We start from the raw sequence: 23,417 nt of genomic DNA on the forward strand, positions 1-23,417 counted from the left end.
AATAGACACACTCTGTAACATCTTTGATTTTGTAATGTTCACTCCCTCAAGTACTCTTCGCCGCGTTTTTGACATTTTTGTCACAAATGCATAGAGAAAACTACAAGGAGGAAACAGATGAGTTCGTCTGCTTCAATAAACAAACCAGCACCTAAAAAGTCCTTTTTTACCCGCTTCTTAGATGGTGTTGAGTATTTAGGGAATCTATTACCCCATCCGATTACTTTATTCGCTATTTTCTGTTTAGCGATTCTTATCTCATCAGGCATTGCAGGCTACTTTGAAGTCTCAGTGATGGACCCTCGTCCAGAAGGCGCTAAAGGGCGTGCTGCTGATGGTATGATTCATGTTGTTAGCCTGCTGAATGCAGAAGGTTTGCAACTGATCGTCACTAACTTAGTGAAAAACTTTGTTGGTTTTGCACCTTTAGGCACAGTACTTGTTGCTATGCTTGGTGTCGCAATTGCTGAATACTCAGGTCTATTATCTGCTGCTATGCGTGGCCTTGTTATGGGCGCATCTGCTCGCATGGTTACGGTAACAGTGGTATTTGCGGGTATTATTTCTAACACTGCATCTGAACTTGGCTACGTGGTTCTTATTCCACTTGCGGCAATGTTGTTCCACTCTTTAGGGCGTCACCCATTAGCGGGTCTAGCTGCTGCATTCGCTGGTGTATCAGGCGGTTACTCAGCAAACCTATTGATCGGCACCGTTGATCCACTGCTTTCAGGTATTACTGAAACGGCAGCGCAAATGATTGACCCAACATACACTGTCGGTCCTGAAGTGAACTGGTACTTTATGTTTGTATCAACGTTCTTCATTGCAGGTATGGGTGCATACGTTACTGAGAAGATTGTTGAGCCTAAACTGGGTAAATATAACTCAGAGGAAGCAGCAGAAGATCTTTCTGGTGACAAAATGGGGAGTCTGACTGATGTTGAAAAACGAGGTCTGAAATTGGCGGGTATTGCAGTGCTTGCAGTGAGCGCTCTATTAGCTTGGACTATCGTTCCAGCAGATGGTGTTTTACGTTCTGCAGACGGTACAGTGGCTGGTTCTCCGTTCTTGAAAAGTATCGTTGCTTTCATCTTTGTATTCTTTGCAATCCCAGGCTACGTATATGGCCGTGTTGTCGGTACGATGAAAACAGACCGTGATGTTATTGATGCAATGTCTAAATCTATGTCTTCTATGGGCATGTACATTGTATTGGTATTTTTTGCAGCTCAGTTCGTTGCTTTCTTCAAGTGGACCAACTTTGGTCAAGTGTTTGCTGTTGCGGGCGCAGACTTCCTGCAAAACATCGGCTTAACGGGTCCTATGCTGTTCTTCGCATTCATTCTAATGTGCGGCATCATCAACCTGATGATCGGTTCTGCATCTGCTCAGTGGGCTGTAACAGCACCTATTTTCGTACCTATGCTAATGCTAGTGGGTTATGCACCTGAAACCATTCAAGCGGCTTACCGTATCGGTGACTCAACCACTAACATAATTACGCCAATGATGAGTTACTTTGGTTTGATCCTGGCAGTTGCAACTCGATACATGAAGAACTTAGGTATTGGTACGCTAATCGCGACTATGTTGCCTTACTCAATCTGCTTTATCGTGGGTTGGAGCTTGTTGTTCTACGTATGGGTTTTCTTACTAGGTTTACCTGTAGGCCCAGGTGCTGCAACGTACTATACGCCATAAGCGCTATACGGAAATTGGCTATGCAATTAATAAAAAACCTGCGAATTTCGCAGGTTTTTTGTATTTCAATCAAGCTATTTTTTAAACTTCGACAGATATCTATCTAAGTGGTTAGCGAATTCGCGGCGCTCTGTCTGAGAAAGTGCACTTGGGCCTCCGGTCTGAATGCCGCTTGAACGCATAGTTTCCATAAAGTCGCGAATATTAAGGCGAGCTTTAATGGTATCTTTTGTGTAAAGCTCACCACGAGAATTTAGTGCTAACGCTCCTTTAGTAATCACTTCATCAGCTAGCGGAATGTCTGATGTGATGACCAAATCATTCGCTTCTACTCGTCTTACTATTTCGTTATCTGCGATATCAAAACCCGCAGGAACTTGGATGGAATGAATATTGATTCGCTTAGGTACAGGGATAATGTGATTGGCAACAAATGTACATTCAATTCCAGTACGCTCTGCAGCACGCACAATCGTTTCCCTTATCACTTTTGGGCAAGCGTCGGCATCAACCCAGATCTTCATTGAGCACTACCATTAATTTGTTGTTCTAACTGTTCGATACGTTTGGCGAGTTGAGCTATTGTTTGCTCCAGTTGTGTAATACGGTCTGCATCTGTGCTTGTTTTGACCGCCACTTCAACTTTAGGGACACGGTTAGCGTTCTTCCAGCTTTTAATCGCAGCAATAAGAGCAGCCATAGGAATTGATGTGCTCAAACGTGCTTTAACAAGAGCAACAGTCGGTTCTTTTCCTTGTTGCTGTAGCGTGGTTAGCACATTTTCGAGCTCTTTAGTGACATCTTGTGTGAGCATAGGTCATCCTTCTATCAGATGGCATGATTCTATATCAGTTTTCCAGATTATTCCCGTCTAAAGTCTCTCTCTGCTTTGCTTTGGTTTTCTGTATCAGGAATAGTGAAAGGATGAGTGATAGTGAAAGTAACAAGCTCTTGTGCGAGATCTCTTACAAGCCCTGTGCGATATTAGAGTTTTGTTAAGCAGAAAATGCTATTTGGTGACTGTAACTCATTGAATATTAGTTTGATAATTTAATTGTTTGCTTTGTGTACAGAATTATTTTCTATCAGGTGATTGCACTAAATGCTCAAAGGCGTAGATTAAACCTCGTCGGAAGGGAACTGACACGGAAATGGAGACACCACTGGACGGTGATTTCAGGACGAAAAGGTGATTATTGGACAATCACTACATGGATACGGATACGAACGGATTCAACAGCTAACAGGAAGTTAGTTGGCAAGGAACGCAAAAGGATAAACCCTAGGAAAGGGTAGGACACCATCAGGAAGATGGAATGGACACCGCTCAAGGAACAAGTGATGAGCGCTAACAGGATAGTTAGCACAAAGGATGAAAACGGACACCGCTAGGAAGGCGATGCAGGAGTAGACTGAAGGATTCAGTTTTTTAGGGATGATGCAGGAAGCATACATCTGTAGCGGGAAAGCTGCGCGCAAGACTTAAACCCCAGCACTTCGGTGTTGGGGTTTTCTTAATTTGCATATTTCTGCTTTCAGTTTTGTAATCACATGACCGATTTCTATCGGTTAGAACGGTTAGAATGTGATCTTTTCCTAAAGTTATCTGTACCAAAAAATAATTTAAAATAATCAGTGGGTTAAATTTTTATCTTTGTTAGTAATAACAAGGATGTTGTTTATTTGATGTGTAACAAGGACTGTTTGTGACAATAGTGACACGACGAACGCTGTTAATTCCTTATACAGAATCGTTCGAGTTGGATTTTCTGATGCTCAATTGCTGCGCTAAAAATAGGGCACATATGAATGGCCCCAAAACGGTATCGGCATCCAGAGAATTATTCAAACGCGTGCTCAACGATTCTTCCATTCATGCCATGGCGGTATTGGATAACTATAATCGTGAGTTCATGGGCCACGTCTTTATCGAACGCGACGATATCAAAGCTGAATTAGGCTTTATTTTCGATAAAATGTACTGGAAGCAAGGTTTAGCATCAGAAGCACTAAAAGCATTTTTTCCGAAAGCATGTGAAAGATTAGGCTTGATGAGAGTGGTGGCTTCTGCTGAGATTGAAAACCTATCCGCTATAAAAATATTACAGGCTTTGGGATTTCAAAACAGAGGCGAAAATGACGAGCATTTCGCCCCAAGTTATGATTTTGAATGGACTAAACCTTAAAGCAGCTTAAATATAAAAAAGAAATTTATACCATTCGGTGTGGCGGTAAATTAAAGCGAATGGGCATAAACCCACGCATTTCCAGTTTGCCTTGATAACAGTCATCTCCTAGAGCTGAAAACTCAAACAAGTAAACCGTATGCCACAGCCAGCGATGATCGCTGGTTTTCCATTTATGGCCAGCAAAAGACACGCTCAGCAATTGGAGTTCAAGTTGGTCGCATTTTCGCAATATATGTGATTTTGCGATTTCAGATTGGCGCCTTTGTTGCCAGAAAAGAAAACAGGCAAAGCATAGCGCTAATATTGCCAATAAGTCTCCAATCATCGTCTGCCTTAGGATTTGGTATCTTGTTGAAGTTTGATTAATGCTTGTGCGAGCTCTTCAGAAGGTGTGCCATGTAATAGTGGCAAAAGAACCATTCTGAGTTCTGGCAGCATGACTAGGTCAGCAAACAATTGGTTAAATAGGGTTTGATTGCCTGTTTGAGCCAGTCTAAGCAAAAACTGCTCTGCTCTGGTATTGCTATTCAACACATTCCAAGCGCGTCCAGCAATCGCAATTAGCACTTCAGGATGGCTCAAACGAGGACTAGATAAAATTGAATCAATAAGTTGACTCAGTCTCTTTTCGTCTGCGCCTGAAAGGGCACGAGTTAATGCAGAGAGTAAAAACAGATCAGGATCTTGGCTTGATATCTCTGCTTGTGCGAATTCTTCAAGGCGTTCCGCAAGCTTGGTTGGCAGTTCTGTGTGCTCAAGAGCGCCCAGCAGAGCATATAGTGGCTGTGTTGGTAAGTGAGATAGAGCTTTACGAACCAAAGGACCATTTTGTTCTTGGTTCAAACGTGCGCAGATATCAGTAATTCCTTGCAGTCCTACGGTTTGCCAATTATTCCAACCAAGACCGCCAGAGAAATAGTGCTGAGCGTGCTCATAGTATTGGCTGCAAGGCATTGCTAATGTCGCGCGAATTTGGCTATGAAAAACAGCCATTTTGTCTTCAGAAGGTTTGAAGGTATAAGGATTGTTCGCCAGTTTATCTTGCTGCTCTTCGGTAAGCTCTTTGTTGAGGCGAGTCCCCATGGCTTCAACGACATACTTAATGAACTGACCGACATCCGCTTGTTGCAGTAGTCCACGTTCGTCTAAAGCAAATTTAAGGAACCAAATCCAAGGCTGCTTGGTTTCATTCCAGTAAGCAATAGCTAAATGAGCGGTACGCTTTACTGGACATGGGTAAGCTTGATGACCTTGCTCGACGTGCGAAAACTGATCATTCTCAATAGGTTGAATACGTCGACCAAGATCGAAGATTTGATATTGGCAGCCACTGTTTTTGAGTAGTGCTGTCAGTGTTTGAATATTGTCCATGGGAGCAAAATGTTCCTGAAATTCTTTTGGGATAACCCTTCTTTCCTCAATAAATGGTACTCTATGGCACTTTTTCAAGGTGTACGACCAACAAACTTGGTGATTCATGACAATTAACACAAAACTGGCTCAAGCTTTAGAACGACTAGAAGCGGAATTACGCCAATGTGAAGTCTGGCAAGCCACACCACCGAGTATCGAAGCGATGCAAAGTGTTGAGCCTTTTTCGATTGATACACTCGATCCTCATGAGTGGCTTCAGTGGGTTTTTATCCCAACGATGCAGAAATTGCTGAATGAAGGGCAAGCCATTCCCAGAGGTTTTGAGTTGTCACCCTATTTTGATGAGGCTTGGAAGCACCAAGACGAGTTTCAAGCTGTTCTTTTAGTCGTAAACCACATTGATAGGGTATGTCAGTAATGTTGGATATCATCTACCAAGACGAATATTTGGTTGCTGTAAATAAGCCGGCAGGTATGCTGGTGCATCGCTCATGGCTCGATAGGCATGAGACCCAGTTTGTAATGCAGACGTTGCGTGACCAAATTGGCCAGCATGTTTTTCCCCTGCACCGATTAGACAGACCCACATCTGGTGTGTTGGTTTTCGCGCTGTCGAGTGAAATTGCCTCTAATGTGATGCCGATGTTCGCCAATCATGAAATGGAAAAAACGTATCACGCAATCGTTAGAGGCTGGATTGAAGAGGGAGACGTGCTCGATTATCCGCTTAAAGAAGAACTGGATAAAATTGCCGATAAGTTTGCTAAGCAAGATAAAGAAGCTCAGTCTGCGGTGACTGAGTATCAACCGTTAGCTAAAGTTGAAGTGCCGTTTTCAACCGGTAAGTTTCCAACTACTCGTTACTGCTTGATGGAAATGAAGCCTAAGACGGGGCGTAAGCACCAGCTACGTCGTCATATGGCTCATCTTCGTCATCCCATTGTTGGAGATACCACTCACGGTGATGGCAAACATAATCGCTTGTATCGAGATGAGTACGATTGTCACCGATTAATGTTACACGGCAGTGAGTTGCGTTTTGTCCATCCATATACCCAGAAAGAACTAGTATTGAAAGCTGCTTTTGATGAAGTTTGGCAAAAGCTGTTTACTGAGTTTGGGTGGGATAGCCTTTAAATTGTTGCGCTTTTAGTTCTCCCCCTCAGATGAGGGGGAGTTAGAGGGGGTTGAATTCCACAGTAGCGAAAGCAACCCCACCTAACCTCCCCTTGGAAAGGGGAGGAATAATAGATTTACGGGATATTTTATTTGCTCAGATAGGCTTCAACCGCAGCTTGAATACCTGCTCCATCTAAACCAAGCTCAGCGTGCATCTCTTCTTGTGTACCTTGAGCAATAAATTGGTCAGGGATACCCAGATTTAATACAGGCTTGATGATTTTCTCTTTCATCATGAACTCGATCACACCAGCACCAGCACCACCGGCAATCACGTTTTCTTCCAATGTCACAATCACATCGTGGCTTGCAGCAAGCTCTTTAATCAAAGCTTCGTCCAATGGTTTAACGAATCGCATATCAGCTACTGTAGCATTCAATGTTTCAGCGGCTTCCAGAGCATAAGGAAGTAAAGAGCCAAAACTTAGAATTGCGACTTTCTCACCTTGGCGCATTAAACGACCTTTACCGATTTCAAGTGCAGTAAACTCTTGCTCAATTTCAACACCCATACCATTACCACGAGGGTAGCGAACCGCGCTCGGCCCTTGATGTTTATGGCCGGTATAGAGCATTTGACGACACTCGTTTTCATCCGCAGGAGCCATGATAGTCATGTTCGGGATGCAGCGCATAAAGCTTAAATCGAACGCACCTTGGTGAGTTTGACCATCAGCGCCAACGAGCCCTGCACGGTCAATAGCGAACATAACAGGCAGATTCATGATAGCGATATCGTGAATCAACTGGTCGTAACCACGTTGAAGGAAAGTCGAGTAGATCGCTACAATCGGATTGTATTTAGCGATCGCCATACCGGTTGCTAGTGTTACGGCATGTTGCTCTGCAATCGCAACATCAAAGTACTGGGATGGATACTCTTTTGAGAAACGAACCATACCAGAACCTTCACGCATCGCAGGTGTAATTGCCATGAGTTTTGGATCTTGAGCTGCCATATCACACAAAAAGTCACCAAAGATCTTTGAGTACGTTGGCTTAGTGCTTGAGCTTTTAGGTAGGCTGCTATGTCTTGGATCGAATTTAGGTACGCCATGATAACCAATCGGATCTTTCTCCGCTGGTTCATAGCCTTTACCTTTCTTAGTCATAATATGAAGGAATTGCGGGCCTTTTAGTTCGCGCATGTTCTTCAGTGTTTTGACCAGTTCAAGTACGTCGTGGCCATCAACCGGGCCGATATAGTTAAAGCCCAACTCTTCGAAAAGTGTTCCAGGCACAACCATACCTTTGAGGTGTTCTTCAGTGCGTCGAACTAATTCTTTGATTGGTGGAATACCAGAAAGAACCTTCTTACCACCTTCACGGATCGAGGTATACAAACTACCTGAAAGTACCTGAGCAAGGTGGTTGTTCAGTGCACCTACGTTCTCTGAAATCGACATTTCGTTGTCATTCAGGATAACGAGCATATCCGGGTGAACGTCACCGGCGTGGTTCATCGCTTCAAATGCCATACCTGCGGTAATTGCACCGTCACCAATCACGCTGACGATCTTACGATCGGCGTCTTCTTTACCCGCACAGATCGCCATACCTAAAGCAGCACTAATTGAGGTAGAAGAGTGTCCGACAGATAAAGTGTCATATTCACTCTCTTCACGCCAAGGGAAAGGATGAAGCCCCTCTTTTTGACGAATGGTTGGCATTCTTTCACGGCGACCAGTGAGAATTTTGTGCGGGTATGCTTGGTGGCCAACGTCCCAAATCAATTGATCGAAAGGTGTATTATAGACGTAGTGAATCGCCACTGTCAGTTCAACAGTACCTAGACCAGAAGCTAGGTGACCACTTGATTGACTAACAGAATTAAGCAGATACGTTCTGAGTTCATCACAAAGCTTTGGCAGAATGTTTTTAGGTAGACTGCGTAATTCATCTGGCGTATTTGCCAGAGCCAGTGTTGGATATTTTGAAATATCAAGAGTCATAATTATGCGCGCTTATAGTGTTAATTTTTGCGCTCGATGACGTATCGGGCGAACTCTTCAAGACACTCTGTATTGTATGGAATTGCTTCAAGTGCTTGAAGTGCTTCCTGTAACAGAGTTTGGGCTTTATTTATCGCTCCGTCCAATCCTAATAGAGCTGGGTACGTACTTTTGTTGAGCTGTTGATCGGAACCTTGAGGTTTACCCAAAGTTTCGGTATCGCCTATGACGTCCAAAATGTCATCTTGTACTTGAAACGCGAGACCAACGGCATCGGCGTATTTATCAAGTTGAGGCAGAACTTCTAATCCCTTTTCTCCAGTGGCTAAAGCCCCCAAACGAATCGCACAGCGCATAAGAGCACCTGTTTTATTGCGATGAATAGTTTCGAGATCTTGCAACGAAATAAGACGGTTTTCTGCGCCAAGATCTAATGCTTGCCCTAAGCACATACCTTGTGCTCCAGAGGCTTCAGCCAATACTTGAACCATTTTAATGCGATTTACTTCGCCTTCGTTAGACAACGTACCTTCCGCAAGAATAGTAAAGGCCAAGGTTTGCAGCGCATCACCTGTTAGGATCGCCGTTGCTTCATCAAACTTAATATGACAAGTTGGTTTACCACGGCGTAGTTCGTCGTCATCCATCGCAGGTAAATCATCATGGATAAGGGAATACGCGTGAATGCACTCCACTGCTGATGCTGGGGTGTCTAAATCTTGAATAGAGCAACCTAGCATTTGACCTGTTACATAGACCAAATACGGGCGAGCACGTTTGCCGCCAAGCAATAATCCATAACGCATCGCCTCGATGAGCGGTAAGTTTTGGTTAGGCAGTCGGTTCAACCAATGGTCAAGCTGCTCATTATTTCGTTGCTGATAAGAGGTTAGAGCCTCAATCATAGGACACTCTTAAACGGTTCGTTTAGCCGCTAGCGGCATTGTCAGTCAAAGACAAAAATGGCTAGGGGCAATAAATAAGTTAACAACAATAAATATCAGTTATTCCGGCAATTCGTTGAATTCACTGAGAGGTGCATCGTCAGTGTTGCTGAGTAGAATGCTAACACGTTGTTCCGCTTCATCCAGTTTGCTTTGACCTGAGCGAGCAAGTGCGATACCGCGTTCGAATTTTTTCAGCGCATCGTCTAGTGTTAAATCACCATTTTCTAGCTGCTCGACCACTTGATCTAACTCTTCAATGGTCGCCTCGAAAGACATGTTTTCTGGTTTTTTACTCGCCATAATCTTATTGCCTCGGAAAAGATGCACGAAAGTTACCTTAGCCTGTGTTGATGGTCAAATTTAACCAACTAATTTTGTCAGAATTAAGGAAATTTTTAATCGATATCGCTAACGAATATGAAAATTGGCAGTTGCAGTTTGTACATGATTAATGGGTTGTTTGTGCAATCTATGAATGCCGAAGGTGCATATTGGCACGCTTTAAGTATAAACTTGATGTGGGTACGTAATGAAGGACGATTGACCTTTCGTCAATTTTCTATTTAAGAATTTGATTCTCTTGTCGATAAGAGAATATCTAAGAGTCGTTCGGCTCTAATCAATGCGAACATATTGTTTGAGGAGTGCTTCGTGGATTTAGCAACGCTAATAGGTCTGATTGGTGGCTTAGCTTTCGTCGTTATGGCGATGGTTTTAGGTGGAAGCCTAATGATGTTCGTTGACGTTACCTCAATTCTTATTGTTGTTGGTGGTTCAACGTTTGTTGTATTGATGAAGTTTACCATGGGGCAATTTTTTGGAGCCGCAAAAATCGCTGGTAAAGCATTCATGTTTAAAGCGGACGAACCAGAAGATTTGATCGCAAAAATCGTAGAGATGGCTGATGCTGCGCGTAAGGGTGGTTTCCTTGCCTTAGAAGAGATGGAAATCAGTAACAGCTTTATGCAGAAAGGCATTGATTTGCTGGTGGATGGTCATGATGCAGATGTGGTTCGTGCCACACTACAAAAAGATATTGCTTTAACTGACGAGCGACACGAATTTGGTACAGGTGTTTTCCGTGCGTTTGGTGATGTTGCTCCGGCAATGGGGATGATCGGTACTCTAGTTGGTTTAGTGGCTATGCTATCAAACATGGATGACCCGAAAGCGATCGGTCCTGCAATGGCGGTTGCACTTTTAACAACATTATACGGTGCGGTTTTGGCAAACATGGTGTTTTTCCCGATCGCAGATAAGTTATCTCTTCGTCGTGAACAAGAGACTCTAAACCGTCGCCTAATTATGGATGGTGTTTTAGCCATTCAAGATGGTCAAAACCCACGAGTGATTGACAGCTACTTGAAGAACTACCTCAACGAGGGCAAACGAGCTCTTGATGTAGATAACGAATAACCGGAGCGAACGATGGATGACCAAAAGTGTAAATGTCCACCGCCGGGGCTTCCCGCTTGGTTGGGGACATTTGCCGATCTTATGTCACTGTTAATGTGCTTTTTCGTACTTCTGCTTTCGTTTTCGGAAATGGATGTACTGAAGTTTAAGCAGATTGCCGGTTCGATGAAATTTGCTTTTGGTGTGCAAAACCGCTTGGAAGTGAAAGACATTCCAAAAGGTACTAGCATTATTGCGCAGGAGTTCCGTCCTGGTCGTCCTGAGCCGACGCCTATTGATGTTATTATGCAGCAAACCATAGACATTACTCAGCAGACACTTGAGTTCCATGAAGGGGATGATGACAGAGCGGGTGGAACTATGCGTGATGCGGGGGAAATGACCGGTGGTCAGTCTCCTGAAACATCAACCGAAGACAACCAAAATACAGAATCTGAATCTCAGCAGCAATCTCAGGCAACCACGGAAGCAACAGAGACCTTAATGGAAACCATTAAGAATGCACTGCAACGTGAAATTGAACAGGGTGCCATTGAGGTGGATAACTTAGGTCAGCAAATTGTTATTCGCATTCGTGAAAAAGGCGCATTCCCTGAAGGTTCTGCATTCTTGCAGCCTAAGTTCCGTCCTTTGGTTCGTCAGATTGCTGATCTGGTAAAAGATGTTCCTGGCATTGTGCGAGTGTCAGGTCATACCGATAATCAAAGAATCGATTCAGAGTTGTACCGTTCCAATTGGGATCTTTCCTCGCAACGAGCAGTGTCTGTGGCTCAAGAGATGGAAACAGTGCGTGGTTTCTCCCACCAGCGCCTACGCGTGCGAGGTATGGCAGATACTGAGCCTTTAGGTCCTAATGATACAGCGGCTCAACGTGCTCGTAACCGCCGTGTAGAAATTAGCATCATGCAAGGTGAGCCAGTTTATAGTGATGAGATTCCATCAACACAAGCGGGTTCTATTCAGTAAGTGAAGGATACAGGATTAAAGGCAAGCATCAGCTTGCCTTTTTCATTGGTGTGCTTTTATCGTTGCGCCATTATCGTGTATAATCTCGCCCCCTTAGTGATACCCACTTTGGTCGTCGATGAAATTAGCGTTGTTGCTGAATTCAGAGATATAGCTAAGTACAAGCTACTATTACGTTAATACTTTAATTGCGAAGACACTTATGAAATTTATTGTTAAGCCCCATCCAGAAATCTTTGTTAAGAGTGAATCGGTGCGTAAGCGCTTCACGAAAATTCTTGAGTCTAATATTCGCAATATCGTAAAGAGCCGTACGACAGGTGTAGCAGTATTTAACCGTCGTGACCATATCGAAGTGACGTCTGAAAGTGACCAGTTTTTTAACGAAATACTGGAAATTTTGACCAGAACTCCGGGTATCCAACAAGTTTTAGAAGTTAAACAGTCAGAGTTTAAAGATCTTCATGATATCTATGAGCAAGTTCTCGAGACTAGCCGTGGTCTGATTGAAAACAAAACTTTCGTGGTTCGTGCGAAACGTCGTGGTAAGCATGAGTTTTCTTCGATTGAGTTAGAGCGGTACGTAGGTGGCGGTCTTAACCAAGCGGTAGAGAGTGCAAAGGTTAAATTAACCAATCCTGATGTGACAATTAACGTTGAAGTAAACCATGAGCTATTAAACCAAATCATTAATCGCTACAAAGGTCTTGGTGGTTTCCCTCTGGGAACTCAGGAAGATGTGTTAAGCCTGATTTCTGGTGGTTTTGACTCAGGTGTTTCAAGCTACCTACATATTAAGCGCGGTTCAAAAGTACACTATTGCTTCTTTAACTTAGGTGGTCCTGCACACGAGATCGGTGTTAAGCAAGTCGCACATTTCTTATGGAACAAATATGGTTCTTCAGCCAAAGTTCGTTTCATTTCTGTCGATTTCGAACCTGTAGTTGCAGAGATCCTTGAGAAAGTCGATGACGGCCAAATGGGTGTTATTTTGAAGCGTATGTTTATGCGCGCAGCTGGTCAAGTAGCAGAAAAATTCAATATTGAAGCTTTGGTTACTGGTGAAGCATTAGGTCAAGTATCGAGCCAGACGCTCACTAACTTGCGTCATATTGATGGTGTGACAGATACTCTGATTCTACGTCCTTTGATTAACTGGGATAAAGAAGACATCATCACTCTTGCGCGTGAAATTGGCACTGAAGACTTCGCGAAAACAATGCCAGAATACTGTGGTGTGATTTCTAAGAGCCCAACAGTGAAAGCGGTGAAAGCGAAACTGGAAGCTGAAGAAGCTAAGTTTGATTTCACCATTCTTGATCAGGTCGTTCGTGACGCTCGCGTTATGGATATTCGTGATATCGAGAAAGAGAGCCAAGAGCAAGCGCCTGAAGTGGAGCAAGTCGCGGCTGTGCAAGAACACGCTGTGATTCTTGATATTCGTAGTGCAGACGAGGAAGAAGACAAGCCATTAGCAATCGAAGGTGTAGAAGTGAAGCATATTCCATTCTTCAAACTTTCGACTCAGTTTGGTGATCTTGACCAGTCTAAGACTTACTTATTGTATTGTGAACGTGGCGTAATGAGCCGATTACAAGCATTGTATCTGCAAGAACAAGGCTTTAAGAACGTGAAAGTTTATCGCCCATAAACATTGACGTAATAAGTTTAAATAGTAAGAACGCAATCGGTTGATTCAGATTGCGTTTTTTTATGTTTGCAGGAAATTTGGGTATAAAAAAACACCGCCAATAGGCGGTGCTAAAAATTTGACAGACAGGTCAAAATAAATACAGGAAGTATATGTTTTGTAACAGGGGATAACTGTACAAAACAGGTGGTAGAATTCTACCTAACTCGAATATCGAGTATGCAAACACAACATCGTAATAATAAAGCCAATTGATTCAGAAGAATCAAGCCGTTCAGGCTCATATTACGGGATGAAATATAGATTTTCTCTGGCTGGTTAGCAATGAACAATTTATAATGTTTCAGATAAAAAAAACTAATGATTATTGGGAATAATACATAGGATTGAATCATGTCCAGACGATTACCTCCATTGAACTCTCTGAAAGCATTCGAAGCAGCCGCTCGTCATTTGAGTTTTACACGAGCAGCAGAAGAACTTTTTGTGACTCAGGCAGCGGTGAGCCATCAGATTAAGGCGCTTGAAGAGTTCCTTGGTATCAAGCTATTTCGTCGTCGTAATCGCTCTCTTTTACTTACAGAAGAGGGACAATCTTACTTTCTAGATATTAAAGATATCTTTAGTTCATTGGCTGAAGCTACTGATAAGTTATTGGAACGTAGTGAAAAAGGTGCTTTGACCATTAGTCTTCCACCAAGCTTTGCGATTCAATGGTTAGTACCGCGTCTTGCTGATTTCAACCAGCAGCAACCAGATATCGATGTGCGAATTAAGGCCGTCGATATGGAGGAAGGATCTTTGACCGATGATGTTGATGTAGCAATCTATTACGGTCGAGGCCATTGGCCAGGTTTGCGCGCTGACAAACTCTATCAGGAGTTTTTGATTCCTCTTTGTTCCCCATCTTTGTTACTCGGTCATAAGCCTTTAAATTCATTAAGTGACCTTCCTCAACACACTTTGTTACATGATACTTCGCGTCGTGACTGGAAACAGTTCGCAAAAGAGAACCAAATCGATGGTGTCAACGTGAACCACGGTCCGATTTTTAGTCACTCAACGATGGTGCTTCAAGCTGCTGTTCATGGGCAAGGTATTGCATTGGGTAATAATGTGCTGGCGCAACCAGAAATTGATGCAGGTCGACTCGTGGCTCCTTTTGATGAAGTTTTAATGACTAGTAATGCTTTCTATGTAGTTTGCCACGAAAAACAAGCGGATATGGGACGTATTGCCACATTTCGAGACTGGATGTTGAAAAAAGCACGCAGTGAGCAAGAGGTTATATTAGATGAGTAATACAAGAATAGATGGCGGTGAAAATGCACCTTTGTTTATTTTTGCTCATGGTGCCGGTGCAGATATGGACCATGAGTTTATGTCACGAGTTGCCAAAGGTTTAGCTTACAAGGGTATTCGTGTCGTGCGTTTTAACTTTCCTTATATGGTAAAACGATCAGAGGACGGTAAACGTCGCCCGCCAGACAGAGCGCCGAAGCTTTTAGATGCATTCGAAGAAATGATTAAAGCGTATGGATCGAAACCTGTCGTCATAGGTGGTAAATCTATGGGAGGCAGAATGGCGTCGCTTTTAAGTGATAACACTATGGTTAAAGGTATTGCTTGTTTAGGTTTTCCTTTTCATCCTCCGGGTAAGTTGGATAAGTACAAAGGCGAGCATTTAGCAGCTATGGAGAAACCTTGTCTGATTTTACAAGGTGAGCGCGATACTTTTGGGACTCGGGATGAATGCAATAATTTCGATTTTAGCAGCCATATAAGGCTTGAGTATATCCCCGATGGAGATCATAGCTTTAAACCTCGTAAGTCTTCTGGACACACTGAAGTGGGCAATATTGCTCTTGCGATTGAACATTTAAGTCGATTTATTTTGGAACTGAACAATGAAAAGTAAGTACCTGCTCACATTAGGTGGTCTGTTTTCTGGTATTGCCGTTGCTCTTGGGGCATTTGCTGCACACGGTTTGAAAGCGCATGTCACCGCATACCATTTAGATGTTTTCCAAACTGGGGTGCAATATCAGTTTATCCATGCTGTGGCTTTGATTGCGTGTGGTATTTTGCTGACATTGTCTCGCAGTGAAAAAGCACAAAAATATTTTAGCCGCGCAGCGATTTGCTTTATCATCGGCATCTTTTGTTTTAGTGGCAGCTTATATGCGTTAGCGCTGACAGGGATAAAGTGGTTTGGACCAATTACTCCAATGGGAGGGCTACTCTTTATCATTGGTTGGGTTCTATTTGCTCTTGCTGCCATGAATTTTGATGAGGTGAAACAGTGAAACAAGTGATGCTCTATTGCCGTGCGGGCTTTGAGAAAGAATGCGCAGGTGAAATACAAGATAAAGCAACGCAACTTGAGGTTTTTGGTTTCCCTCGTGTCGTGAAAAATGCTGGTTATGTGTTGTTTGAGTGTTACCAAGAGGGGGATGCCGACAAACTGATCAAGGATATTGATTTTCAGGCGCTGATTTTCTCTCGCCAGATGTTTGCCGTTGCCGCTGAACTTTCCGATCTACCGACTGAAGATCGTATCTCGCCGATTCTTTCAGAACTAGGCGAGTTTGAAGATTTCCCTCTATGCGGAGATATTCGCGTAGAAACGCCAGATACCAATGAAGCAAAAGAACTGTTGAAGTTCTGTCGTAAGTTTACTGTGCCACTACGTCAAGCTATGCGCGGTAAAGGTCTTCTGACAGCTAAAGACAATGCGAAGAGACCTGTTCTTCATGTGTGCTTTGTTAAGTCTGGTCACTGTTATGTGGGTTATTCCTACAGCAATAACAACTCTAAGTTCTTTATGGGTATCCCTCGTCTTAAGTTCCCTGCGGACGCGCCAAGCCGTTCAACGCTTAAACTTGAAGAAGCATTCCACGTTTTCATTCCTCGTGAAGAGTGGGATGAGCGTTTAGCTTCAGGTATGTGGGCAGTAGACTTAGGCGCATGTCCTGGTGGATGGACGTATCAATTGGTGAAACGTTCGATGTTTGTACATGCCATCGACAACGGAATGATGGCGGATAGCCTAATGGAAACAGGACAAGTGAAACACCATATGGTTGATGGCTTCAAGTTTGAGCCGCCACGTAAGAACGTGACATGGTTGGTTTGCGACATGATTGAAAAGCCTTCTCGTGTGGCGCAATTGATGGGGGAGTGGATAATTAGTGGGTGGGCGAAAGAAGCGATCTTTAACCTTAAGCTACCAATGAAAGGTCGTTATGATGAAGTGTTACAGGATATTGAAAACTTAAAAATATTCCTAAAAGATAATAACGTTAAGTTTAGACTTCAGGCGAAACATCTTTATCATGACCGCGAAGAAATCACGGTGCATGTGCAGACGTTAAAGACGATCTCTCCACATTAATCCTCGCCGTAATTGAAAGCTGTAGGGGCTTTGTTTGTTGCTTACTCACAGCTGCAATTGTCTAGAGGATAATATCAGTCATAAAAAACGCGCATATATGCGCGTTTTTTATGAGAGTAACTTTAAGTGAACACTACTCTTTGTTAAAGCGAATGTCTTGAAGATTAAAGCCAAGTTCGATGTCGGTTTTTAGTGTCGAAATCCGTTTGCAGATTCGAGCCATCTCAATATGTTCATCCAGTTTTTTACGATATTTAGGCGCGAGTTCATCACTGGCGTAAGCTTGTTCGATATCGGTAAACTGAGTCAAAATTTCTTTCGCAGCTTTCGGCCCAATACCAGCTACACCGGGAACTTGACTAGAGCTGATACCCGTTAATCCCCAATAATCGGCGAGCTGTGAAGGTTTAACGCCGAATTCATTTTGAATAAAAGGTTCATCTAACCAACGATGTTGGAAGTAGTCTCGGATTTGTAGAGTTGGTGACAGAAGCTGGCAATAGCCTTTATCGGTGGAAATAATAGTGACTTTCTCATTATGACTCGCAACTTTACATGCCAAAGTTGCGACTAAATCATCTGCCTCATCACCTTCTGAAAGCAGTGAATCGATCCCCAGTTCCCACCATGCTTGCTGGATGCGATCTAATCCTTGTTGAAGAGGTTCGGGCATTGGTTTTCGACCTTCTTTGTAGGTTGGAAGAAGGTCAGCACGCCAGCCTCTGTCTTGCAGGTGGTGATCAAAAACCGCAATGATGTGGGTTGGTTCGGATTCGTTGATAATACGTTGTAGCGTGCGAGTTGTTGTGCTTATGGTTCTCTCAATATCATTAGGGTCTGGCTGTGCAGAATGAACGCGACGGATGAGATTGAGAGCATCAATAATGACAAGATGAATAGACATAAACACAAAAAAATAAGGAGCGATTGCCCCTTATTCTAATGAATTTTAACAACATTACTACCGTGACTAGCTTTCAATACGATAACAAGGTATGTAAGCAGTACCACCCGGAAGCTTCATTCGATCTTGCTCAACGAAGTCTTTCAGTAGCTTATCCATCTTCTTCATTAACTTAGAATCGCCATGGAGAGTAAATGGCCCATAACGTTCGATTTCTCGAATACCTTCAGACTTGACGTTGCCTGCAACGATACCAGAGAAAGCCCTACGTAAATTTGCAGCCAAAACTTCCGGACGTTGGTTCAAGTGCAAATCTAGGTTAGCCATGTTTTCGTGAGTTGGTTCAAACGGAAGTTGGAATTCAGGCTCAACTTTTAATGACCAGTTATAGCTATAAGCATCCTCGTTATCTTTACGTTGTTGGCGAACTTTAGGCATCGCATTTTTCATAATACGCGCGGCTTCTGCTGGGTTATCAATCACTATGGTGTAGTGTTTCTGAGCTTCAGCACCTAATGTTTCACCAATAAACTCATCGATAGAACGGAAGTATTCTTCACTTTCTTTTGGACCGGTTAATACGATAGGCATTGGTTGGGATGCATTCTCAGGATGCATCATAATACCTAGCAAATAGAGAAGCTCTTCTGCCGTACCAGGACCTCCAGGGAAAATGATGATACCGTGTGCCATTCGAACAAACGCTTCTAAACGTTTTTCGATATCTGGCATGATGATCAGCTCGTTCACAATAGGGTTTGGCGGCTCAGCAGCAATGATAGAAGGCTCAGTTAATCCAATATAACGTTTATCACCATAGCGTTGCTTGGCGTGACCAATGGCCGCTCCTTTCATCGGACCTTCCATTGCCCCTGGACCACATCCGGTACAGATGTTTAGCTCACGCAAACCTAATTCGTTACCGACTTCACGAGTGTATTGGTATTCGATTGGATTAATTGAATGACCACCCCAACATACGACTAAGTTTGGTGTAATACCTGGAATAAGGGCTCCTGCATTACGCAATATTCCAAACACTAAGTTGGTTATATGTGTTGAGTTGGTTAGGTTGAGACGTTGTCCTTCTGCAATGTGCATATTGACGTAAACAATATCGCGCAGCACGGAAAAAAGATGTTCTTGGATACCTTTGATGATGTGGCCATCAACAAAAGCGTGCTCTGGTGGGTTAGTCAGTTCCAGTTTCACACCACGTTCGCGACGCATGACGGTAATATCAAAGTTAGTGTACTTATCTAACAGTTCTTTTGAGTTATCTGTGTGACTTCCAGAGTTGAGCACCGCAAGGCTACAGTTACGGTAAAGCTGGTAAAGATCACTGGATGCAGTTTTTTTTAATCGTTCTACTTCCAGTTGTGAGAGTAAGTCCATACTCCCCGCCGGGCTGACTTGAGTGATCATGAGAGCCTCCTTAATTGAGAGGGTAAGAGATCGCTAGGATCTTTGTGTAATAGCTGATGCAGACAGCACATCTTATACCAATCAAGACAAGTAAGTGTTCAGAAAGTTGCGTAGGAAAAATCGCGTGCTTCTTTAATTGGGTGTCTACTTATATATTTTTGATAAGAACGATCGATGCGATTAAAAGCAGCAAATCTGGTTCTTGATGAGTATGTCAATATCAATATGGTAACTTATTGATATTTCAAGTTTCAATCTAGTGTGCTTTATGCAGGAAGGAGAACACGATACTCCATAAAGTGTGATGTGTATCGTGTAATTGTTGTGAGTTTGCCTAAATTTTGCTCGCTTGAATGGTTTTTACTGCTGTTACTTCCAAGTGATTTGGTTTGGACCAAACTTTTTACCGTTGTTCAGAGCGATATGTAAACGCTCGAGAACTATTTCTGGTGAATCCGAATCTTTAAATAATGTACTTGCCGCACTAAGGGTGATAGTGATGTTTTTATCACGGAACTTGAATGGTAAGTGAGAAATACTTCGTTGAATCTTTTGTACGATTTGGTAACACTCCGAATCAGCACGCTCAGGCAGCAATAACACGAATTCTTCACCAGAGAAACGCGCGACAGTGTCGGTATCTTCAATATTGTTTTTGATGGTGCGAGCGATAATTTTCAGTGCCTTATCACCAGCAGCATAACCAAAGCTGTCATTGATGGCTTTGAATTTGTCGATATCAAGCATCACAACACGAAGATTGTGCTGAGCTCGAATCCAACGGCGATATTCAAGTTCTATCCGATCATTAAAGGCTGTGCGGTTGTATACCTTGGTAAGGGGATCTTGCAGCATACGCTGAGCTTGATCTTCTAAGCGACGACGATAGTCTTGTGTGACTTCGTAGAGCGCTTCCATCTGGTTTTTGGTGTAATCCATACGTTCAATAAGCGCTTGTTCGCGGACTTCTGCTAGTGTCAGCCGTTCCGATAACGAAGCAAGTTCGCTCATTAGAGGATTCAAAGTGCCTTTTAGAGCGTTGATTTCTGTACCATCACGAACGGCAGTTTGGCTTCTAGCGACAAGAGAATTCAGTTCCTTGTGCATATCTTTGCGGTGTTCGAAATAGTTATGGCTCTGTTCAACGTTCAGAGCCGAGCTTTTTAAGCTGCTAGACAGTGACGCGTTAACTTGTTCAAGAAACTTTTCAGATGTCTTACGTTCGTAATTTGTCCCAGCAACAACTAATTTTAGTACTTCAAGCGTCAGTTCTAACAAATTCTGAGTACTCACCCCGAGTAGGAGTTTAGCTCGAATATCATTCAGCAAGTCGCCGGATTCGCCTTCAAAATCTAACTCAGTGATAAGTAATTGCAATTCCTCATTCAGCTTGAGGAGGACTTCTTTATCTGCACTCTGGGTTAGCTCTTCCACCACTGCATCAGGGTTAGTGGTGATAATTTTTATTGAACGTTCATAAATGGCGAGAAGGCGTAAAGCTTGGTCTACTTTCGGTAGGCTTTGTCCTGTTGAGAAGCTTAGAAGATCACGGAGGTCACGTTTAATTTTAGACGGTAAACCCGGAATACGTAGTAATACTTCACCGCTATGCTTTACCTGTTCATCTAAATGCTGGTTCTGCTTTTGGGTGTCTAACGTTTGCTTCTTCAACATGCGCTCCAATACGGCCAAGCGAGGAATTAAAATGCTGACATCTTTTTGTTGTTCAAGCGCTTCTCGTAATTCCACCAAATTTTGGTTGAGACGACTATCCTCGCCTTTACAGGCAAGACTGAGTGATGCAACGATTCGTTTAAGGACTTTTTGCTCAAGTTTGAATCTGAGCGAGTTATCCCTTTGTGTCAAACGAGTCTGCTCCAACTGCAATTTGAGTTGGTGTAACTGAATCTGGATATCTTGCTCTAATACGCCCATTTATGGAAATGCTAAATATTTAAGGGGATTCTAATCCTAATTACTGATTTGTCGATAATAACAAAATTCTTTGATTCGTCATCGTATCTCTTTGTTATTTAGTTAGGATTTATCCATCTTTTAATATTTTTTTGATGCTCTCCTCATTATTGTGAGAAGAATGGACTTTTATCAAACCTTGATTGATAGCGTGCTTGCAAGATTTGCGCATATTGCTCGATGCGAAGCTAGCTGCTGGCGCGTTATCAATGGCTTTCAAATAGACCCAATGTGAACAGTTTTCTTTCATGCTTAAGTCACGAGCGGCACTGGTTGCCATTAACAAAATATCCAGCAATTCTTTATCGTTTATTGCAGTATAGGCTCTTGGCAAAAATGGATAATCAGCAATACCCATTCGAATGATTCGATTCAGTTTACGCTCAGGTTGGAACTCTCGAATCCATTGCTGAACTTTTTCAAACATATCTTCCGGAGGACTGTCTCTGTCAATGCTCGGTTCAATATAAAGTAAGTTTGAATCTGAGAAATGATAGAGCCTTGTCGGTTCATCAATCTTGGATTTCAAGTACTCGCCAAATGCTCGCTCTAACTCTAATCCTGCGGTATAACCATGTTGTAGATACATGTTACGCAGGAAGGGAACATCAATCATGGCAAAACGAAGACGATCATTCAGTGGTTCGTGAATCAATTCACCGACACTCCATAACTCGAAATTTTGGCTACTTCTTTGCAAAGATTTCGGTAGTTTTGCATTAAGCATACGTAAGTTGCGTAAGCGTGAGCGAGAGTGTGTAAACAAATTGGTGTTAAGTTCTTCAATCTCTTCGTTTTGAGTTTGAATAATGTAGCTACGACGCAGAACTAGTAAAAATAAGCCTCCAGCAACGATAAATAGCGTAAAGGTTAGTTTCTGTAATTTGGAGTATTGACGTTTGGTCTCTTTAAGTTCTTTTTCTTGGCCAACTAAATGCAGCGTTTGTTCAACGAACTCCTTCTGCTGACGAAACGCATCTTCACTGATTTGATTCAGTTTTTCCTGATGGAGCCTTTCTAACACATTGCTGTGTTTCATCGCTTCCAGTGCGCGAGAATATTGACCAATTTGTTCATAGCCTTGAGATAGCAAGCGGTAGGCTTGCTGTTCAATATCCTGATTAGCAATGGACTGGCTAATCTCTAAGGCTTGTTGAGCATCTAAAATTACTTTTTCACTTCTACGTTGATAATACGCTAGACCAGCATTAAGCAATGCCGCTTTTCCTTTTAAACGAGGAATGTTCGCGTACTGAAGAAGCTCCTCTGCTCGCTGTAAATATTGTTCCGCAAGCGGGTAGTTATAAAGATGAATGTAAGTTGCAGCCAGATTTAATCGGGTTTCAATGACGCTTTCGATGTTGTTGTTATTATTTTCATGGTCGATAACGTTGAAATAGTGCACCAAAGCAAGATTATACTTACCTAAATCAAAGTACACATCGCCCATACGTTTTAACACAATTGCAAGCTTTGGAGATTTTTCATAGTTATCATAAAAATCAGCAGCTTGAGATAGGTGGACGAGTGCTTTATCTAATACTCGACGTTCGAAAAATAGTTGCGCTAGCAGTGTGTTAGTTTTGGCAAGCAGAGCACTCGAGTTGGATTCAATAGAACCCCAATACGCTATCAATAGCTCTGAGAGTGCCAAATTATAGCGCTCATGGTTCAAGTAATGACTGCCAACTATGATGTGATATTCGATTTTTGTATTATCTGACTGAAGAAGTTCTAGATCGTCTTTTAGGTCAGCAAATAGTTTGTTCGCCAATTCAACATCATCGGCTTTAGATGCTACTTCTGCACGAAGCAGCTTGATCTTATAGCCGATACCTCTTGCGGGCAGTTCTCTGGTTCTGATGGATTCGTATTGCTGGGTAATGTCACGCAGCTTTTCGCGAGCCGCATTTACATCGTTACTATCAAGCCAATGCAGACGAATTTGTAGTAGCTGAATTTCTAACTGCAAATAAGGGAGATTGAACTCTCGCGTAGTATTGTATGCCTCGTCCAATAGGCGAAAAGCTGCGATGGGATAACCGAGATTGAATTCTGCTTGAGCAAAGATTTTCATAGCGTCTACAGTACTCGCAGGAGTCCGTAGACGACTATCTGTTTCGTCTCTGGCAACCGTAGATGGATTTTGTTCGGTTTTCTCTGCCATCTTCCTTGCGGTCAGATATTCACTGGTAAGGTCCTTAGCTTGTTGTGGTGATATTTCTATCAAACTTTCAGCTTCATTGAGCGTCGGTGATGAATACGGCGCAGCTTGTGAAAATACTGAACAAGAGAAAAGAGCTAGAGAAAACCAATGCTTCCAGCGAATAAATCCCATCCTG

General features: G+C 42.8%; 22 protein-coding genes. 11 read left to right on the forward strand and 11 right to left on the reverse strand.

Annotation, left to right across the window (positions count from 1 at the left end; all coding sequences use genetic code 11):
* Positions 1-117 precede the first annotated feature (117 nt).
* Entirely contained in the window at positions 118-1,704 is a 1,587-nt protein-coding gene (locus tag G5S32_RS03665; RefSeq protein ID WP_165310541.1) for an AbgT family transporter, read from the forward strand.
* A 74-nt stretch (positions 1,705-1,778) separates the two neighbouring features.
* Here G5S32_RS03665 and G5S32_RS03670 read toward each other — a convergent pair whose 3' ends face one another.
* The gene (locus G5S32_RS03670) at positions 1,779-2,228 is read right to left on the reverse strand and encodes a YaiI/YqxD family protein (RefSeq protein WP_165310542.1); all 450 of its coding nucleotides are present in this window, start codon (positions 2,226-2,228) and stop codon (positions 1,779-1,781) included.
* Entirely contained in the window at positions 2,225-2,518 is a 294-nt protein-coding gene (locus G5S32_RS03675; protein WP_165310543.1) for a hypothetical protein, read from the reverse strand. The genes G5S32_RS03670 and G5S32_RS03675 overlap by 4 nt, the downstream gene beginning before the upstream one ends.
* Before the next feature lie 892 nt (positions 2,519-3,410).
* Between G5S32_RS03675 and G5S32_RS03680 the strand changes: the two genes are divergently transcribed.
* Entirely contained in the window at positions 3,411-3,890 is a 480-nt protein-coding gene (locus G5S32_RS03680) for a GNAT family N-acetyltransferase (RefSeq protein WP_165310544.1), read from the forward strand.
* Between the two features lie 25 nt (positions 3,891-3,915).
* Here the strand turns inward: G5S32_RS03680 and G5S32_RS03685 are convergent, their stop codons facing one another.
* On the reverse strand, positions 3,916-4,218 hold the full coding sequence (locus G5S32_RS03685; protein WP_165310545.1) for a DUF3301 domain-containing protein: 303 nt from the start codon (positions 4,216-4,218) through the stop codon (positions 3,916-3,918).
* An 8-nt stretch (positions 4,219-4,226) separates the two neighbouring features.
* Entirely contained in the window at positions 4,227-5,264 is a 1,038-nt protein-coding gene (locus G5S32_RS03690) for a DUF3549 family protein (RefSeq protein WP_165310546.1), read from the reverse strand.
* 106 nt (positions 5,265-5,370) lie between these two features.
* Between G5S32_RS03690 and G5S32_RS03695 the strand changes: the two genes are divergently transcribed.
* Together G5S32_RS03695 and truC are read left to right on the forward strand one after the other, a co-directional pair.
* A complete protein-coding gene (locus tag G5S32_RS03695) occupies positions 5,371-5,685 on the forward strand; it encodes a YqcC family protein (protein WP_165310547.1) in 315 nt (104 codons plus the stop codon).
* Positions 5,685-6,404, forward strand: coding sequence for a tRNA pseudouridine(65) synthase TruC (truC, locus tag G5S32_RS03700; RefSeq protein WP_165312701.1), 720 nt, complete (start codon positions 5,685-5,687; stop codon positions 6,402-6,404). The genes G5S32_RS03695 and truC overlap by 1 nt, the downstream gene beginning before the upstream one ends.
* A 128-nt stretch (positions 6,405-6,532) precedes the next feature.
* Here truC and dxs read toward each other — a convergent pair whose 3' ends face one another.
* From dxs to xseB, 3 genes are all read right to left on the reverse strand, one after another.
* Positions 6,533-8,398 carry a 1-deoxy-D-xylulose-5-phosphate synthase gene (gene dxs / locus G5S32_RS03705; protein WP_165310548.1) on the reverse strand — a complete coding sequence of 622 codons (1,866 nt, stop codon included), beginning with the start codon at positions 8,396-8,398 and terminating at the stop codon, positions 6,533-6,535.
* Positions 8,399-8,418: 20 nt separating this feature from the next.
* Positions 8,419-9,303 (reverse strand): (2E,6E)-farnesyl diphosphate synthase, encoded by an 885-nt coding sequence (ispA, locus tag G5S32_RS03710; protein WP_165310549.1) that lies wholly within the window; start codon positions 9,301-9,303, stop codon positions 8,419-8,421.
* Between the two features lie 99 nt (positions 9,304-9,402).
* Positions 9,403-9,645 carry an exodeoxyribonuclease VII small subunit gene (gene xseB, locus G5S32_RS03715; protein ID WP_042488944.1) on the reverse strand — a complete coding sequence of 81 codons (243 nt, stop codon included), beginning with the start codon at positions 9,643-9,645 and terminating at the stop codon, positions 9,403-9,405.
* Between the two features lie 351 nt (positions 9,646-9,996).
* On the opposite strand from xseB, the gene pomA reads away from it, so the two are divergent.
* From pomA to rlmM, 7 genes are all read left to right on the forward strand, one after another.
* Positions 9,997-10,761 carry a flagellar motor protein PomA gene (gene pomA, locus G5S32_RS03720; protein ID WP_165310550.1) on the forward strand — a complete coding sequence of 255 codons (765 nt, stop codon included), beginning with the start codon at positions 9,997-9,999 and terminating at the stop codon, positions 10,759-10,761.
* 12 nt (positions 10,762-10,773) lie between these two features.
* A complete protein-coding gene (locus tag G5S32_RS03725; RefSeq protein ID WP_165310551.1) occupies positions 10,774-11,727 on the forward strand; it encodes a flagellar motor protein MotB in 954 nt (317 codons plus the stop codon).
* 202 nt (positions 11,728-11,929) lie between these two features.
* Complete coding sequence (gene thiI, locus G5S32_RS03730) at positions 11,930-13,378, forward strand: tRNA uracil 4-sulfurtransferase ThiI (RefSeq protein WP_165310552.1); 1,449 nt, start codon at positions 11,930-11,932, stop codon at positions 13,376-13,378.
* 393 nt (positions 13,379-13,771) lie between these two features.
* Entirely contained in the window at positions 13,772-14,680 is a 909-nt protein-coding gene (locus G5S32_RS03735) for a transcriptional regulator GcvA (RefSeq protein ID WP_165310553.1), read from the forward strand.
* Complete coding sequence (locus G5S32_RS03740; protein ID WP_165310554.1) at positions 14,673-15,296, forward strand: alpha/beta fold hydrolase; 624 nt, start codon at positions 14,673-14,675, stop codon at positions 15,294-15,296. Before G5S32_RS03735 ends, G5S32_RS03740 begins: the two co-directional genes overlap by 8 nt.
* Positions 15,286-15,684, forward strand: a complete 399-nt coding sequence (locus tag G5S32_RS03745; RefSeq protein ID WP_165310555.1) for a DUF423 domain-containing protein — start codon at positions 15,286-15,288, stop codon at positions 15,682-15,684. Before G5S32_RS03740 ends, G5S32_RS03745 begins: the two co-directional genes overlap by 11 nt.
* Positions 15,681-16,772: a 23S rRNA (cytidine(2498)-2'-O)-methyltransferase RlmM gene (gene rlmM, locus G5S32_RS03750; RefSeq protein ID WP_165310556.1), complete on the forward strand. Its 1,092-nt coding sequence runs from the start codon at positions 15,681-15,683 to the stop codon at positions 16,770-16,772. The genes G5S32_RS03745 and rlmM overlap by 4 nt, the downstream gene beginning before the upstream one ends.
* A gap of 133 nt (positions 16,773-16,905) precedes the next feature.
* On the opposite strand, the gene xni is transcribed toward rlmM, so the two are convergent.
* From xni to G5S32_RS03770, 4 genes are all read right to left on the reverse strand, one after another.
* Entirely contained in the window at positions 16,906-17,676 is a 771-nt protein-coding gene (gene xni / locus G5S32_RS03755) for a flap endonuclease Xni (protein WP_165310557.1), read from the reverse strand.
* A 66-nt stretch (positions 17,677-17,742) separates the two neighbouring features.
* On the reverse strand, positions 17,743-19,101 hold the full coding sequence (gene ppnN, locus G5S32_RS03760) for a nucleotide 5'-monophosphate nucleosidase PpnN (protein WP_165310558.1): 1,359 nt from the start codon (positions 19,099-19,101) through the stop codon (positions 17,743-17,745).
* A gap of 369 nt (positions 19,102-19,470) precedes the next feature.
* The gene (locus G5S32_RS03765) at positions 19,471-21,036 is read right to left on the reverse strand and encodes a GGDEF domain-containing protein (protein ID WP_165310559.1); all 1,566 of its coding nucleotides are present in this window, start codon (positions 21,034-21,036) and stop codon (positions 19,471-19,473) included.
* A 109-nt stretch (positions 21,037-21,145) separates the two neighbouring features.
* Positions 21,146-23,413, reverse strand: coding sequence for a tetratricopeptide repeat protein (locus tag G5S32_RS03770; protein WP_165310560.1), 2,268 nt, complete (start codon positions 23,411-23,413; stop codon positions 21,146-21,148).
* Positions 23,414-23,417 lie beyond the last annotated feature (4 nt).

Origin of the sequence: Vibrio ziniensis (assembly GCF_011064285.1) — a bacterium.
In the GTDB taxonomy this organism is placed as follows: Bacteria; Pseudomonadota; Gammaproteobacteria; order Enterobacterales; family Vibrionaceae; genus Vibrio; species Vibrio ziniensis.

What these genes read in the sequence shown, in the direction of transcription:
- G5S32_RS03665 (WP_165310541.1), top strand. Translation starts at nt 118, where the DNA reads ATGAGTTCGTCTGCTTCAATAAACAAACCAGCACCTAAAAAGTCCTTT.
- G5S32_RS03685 (WP_165310545.1), bottom strand. Translation starts at nt 4,218, where the DNA reads ATGATTGGAGACTTATTGGCAATATTAGCGCTATGCTTTGCCTGTTTT.
- G5S32_RS03690 (WP_165310546.1), bottom strand. Translation starts at nt 5,264, where the DNA reads ATGGACAATATTCAAACACTGACAGCACTACTCAAAAACAGTGGCTGC.
- G5S32_RS03695 (WP_165310547.1), top strand. Translation starts at nt 5,371, where the DNA reads ATGACAATTAACACAAAACTGGCTCAAGCTTTAGAACGACTAGAAGCG.
- ispA (WP_165310549.1), bottom strand. Translation starts at nt 9,303, where the DNA reads ATGATTGAGGCTCTAACCTCTTATCAGCAACGAAATAATGAGCAGCTT.
- G5S32_RS03675 (WP_165310543.1), bottom strand. Translation starts at nt 2,518, where the DNA reads ATGCTCACACAAGATGTCACTAAAGAGCTCGAAAATGTGCTAACCACG.
- G5S32_RS03740 (WP_165310554.1), top strand. Translation starts at nt 14,673, where the DNA reads ATGAGTAATACAAGAATAGATGGCGGTGAAAATGCACCTTTGTTTATT.
- G5S32_RS03725 (WP_165310551.1), top strand. Translation starts at nt 10,774, where the DNA reads ATGGATGACCAAAAGTGTAAATGTCCACCGCCGGGGCTTCCCGCTTGG.
- G5S32_RS03770 (WP_165310560.1), bottom strand. Translation starts at nt 23,413, where the DNA reads ATGGGATTTATTCGCTGGAAGCATTGGTTTTCTCTAGCTCTTTTCTCT.
- truC (WP_165312701.1), top strand. Translation starts at nt 5,685, where the DNA reads ATGTTGGATATCATCTACCAAGACGAATATTTGGTTGCTGTAAATAAG.
- G5S32_RS03735 (WP_165310553.1), top strand. Translation starts at nt 13,772, where the DNA reads ATGTCCAGACGATTACCTCCATTGAACTCTCTGAAAGCATTCGAAGCA.
- G5S32_RS03765 (WP_165310559.1), bottom strand. Translation starts at nt 21,036, where the DNA reads ATGGGCGTATTAGAGCAAGATATCCAGATTCAGTTACACCAACTCAAA.
- xseB (WP_042488944.1), bottom strand. Translation starts at nt 9,645, where the DNA reads ATGGCGAGTAAAAAACCAGAAAACATGTCTTTCGAGGCGACCATTGAA.
- dxs (WP_165310548.1), bottom strand. Translation starts at nt 8,398, where the DNA reads ATGACTCTTGATATTTCAAAATATCCAACACTGGCTCTGGCAAATACG.
- G5S32_RS03745 (WP_165310555.1), top strand. Translation starts at nt 15,286, where the DNA reads ATGAAAAGTAAGTACCTGCTCACATTAGGTGGTCTGTTTTCTGGTATT.
- ppnN (WP_165310558.1), bottom strand. Translation starts at nt 19,101, where the DNA reads ATGATCACTCAAGTCAGCCCGGCGGGGAGTATGGACTTACTCTCACAA.
- thiI (WP_165310552.1), top strand. Translation starts at nt 11,930, where the DNA reads ATGAAATTTATTGTTAAGCCCCATCCAGAAATCTTTGTTAAGAGTGAA.
- xni (WP_165310557.1), bottom strand. Translation starts at nt 17,676, where the DNA reads ATGTCTATTCATCTTGTCATTATTGATGCTCTCAATCTCATCCGTCGC.
- G5S32_RS03670 (WP_165310542.1), bottom strand. Translation starts at nt 2,228, where the DNA reads ATGAAGATCTGGGTTGATGCCGACGCTTGCCCAAAAGTGATAAGGGAA.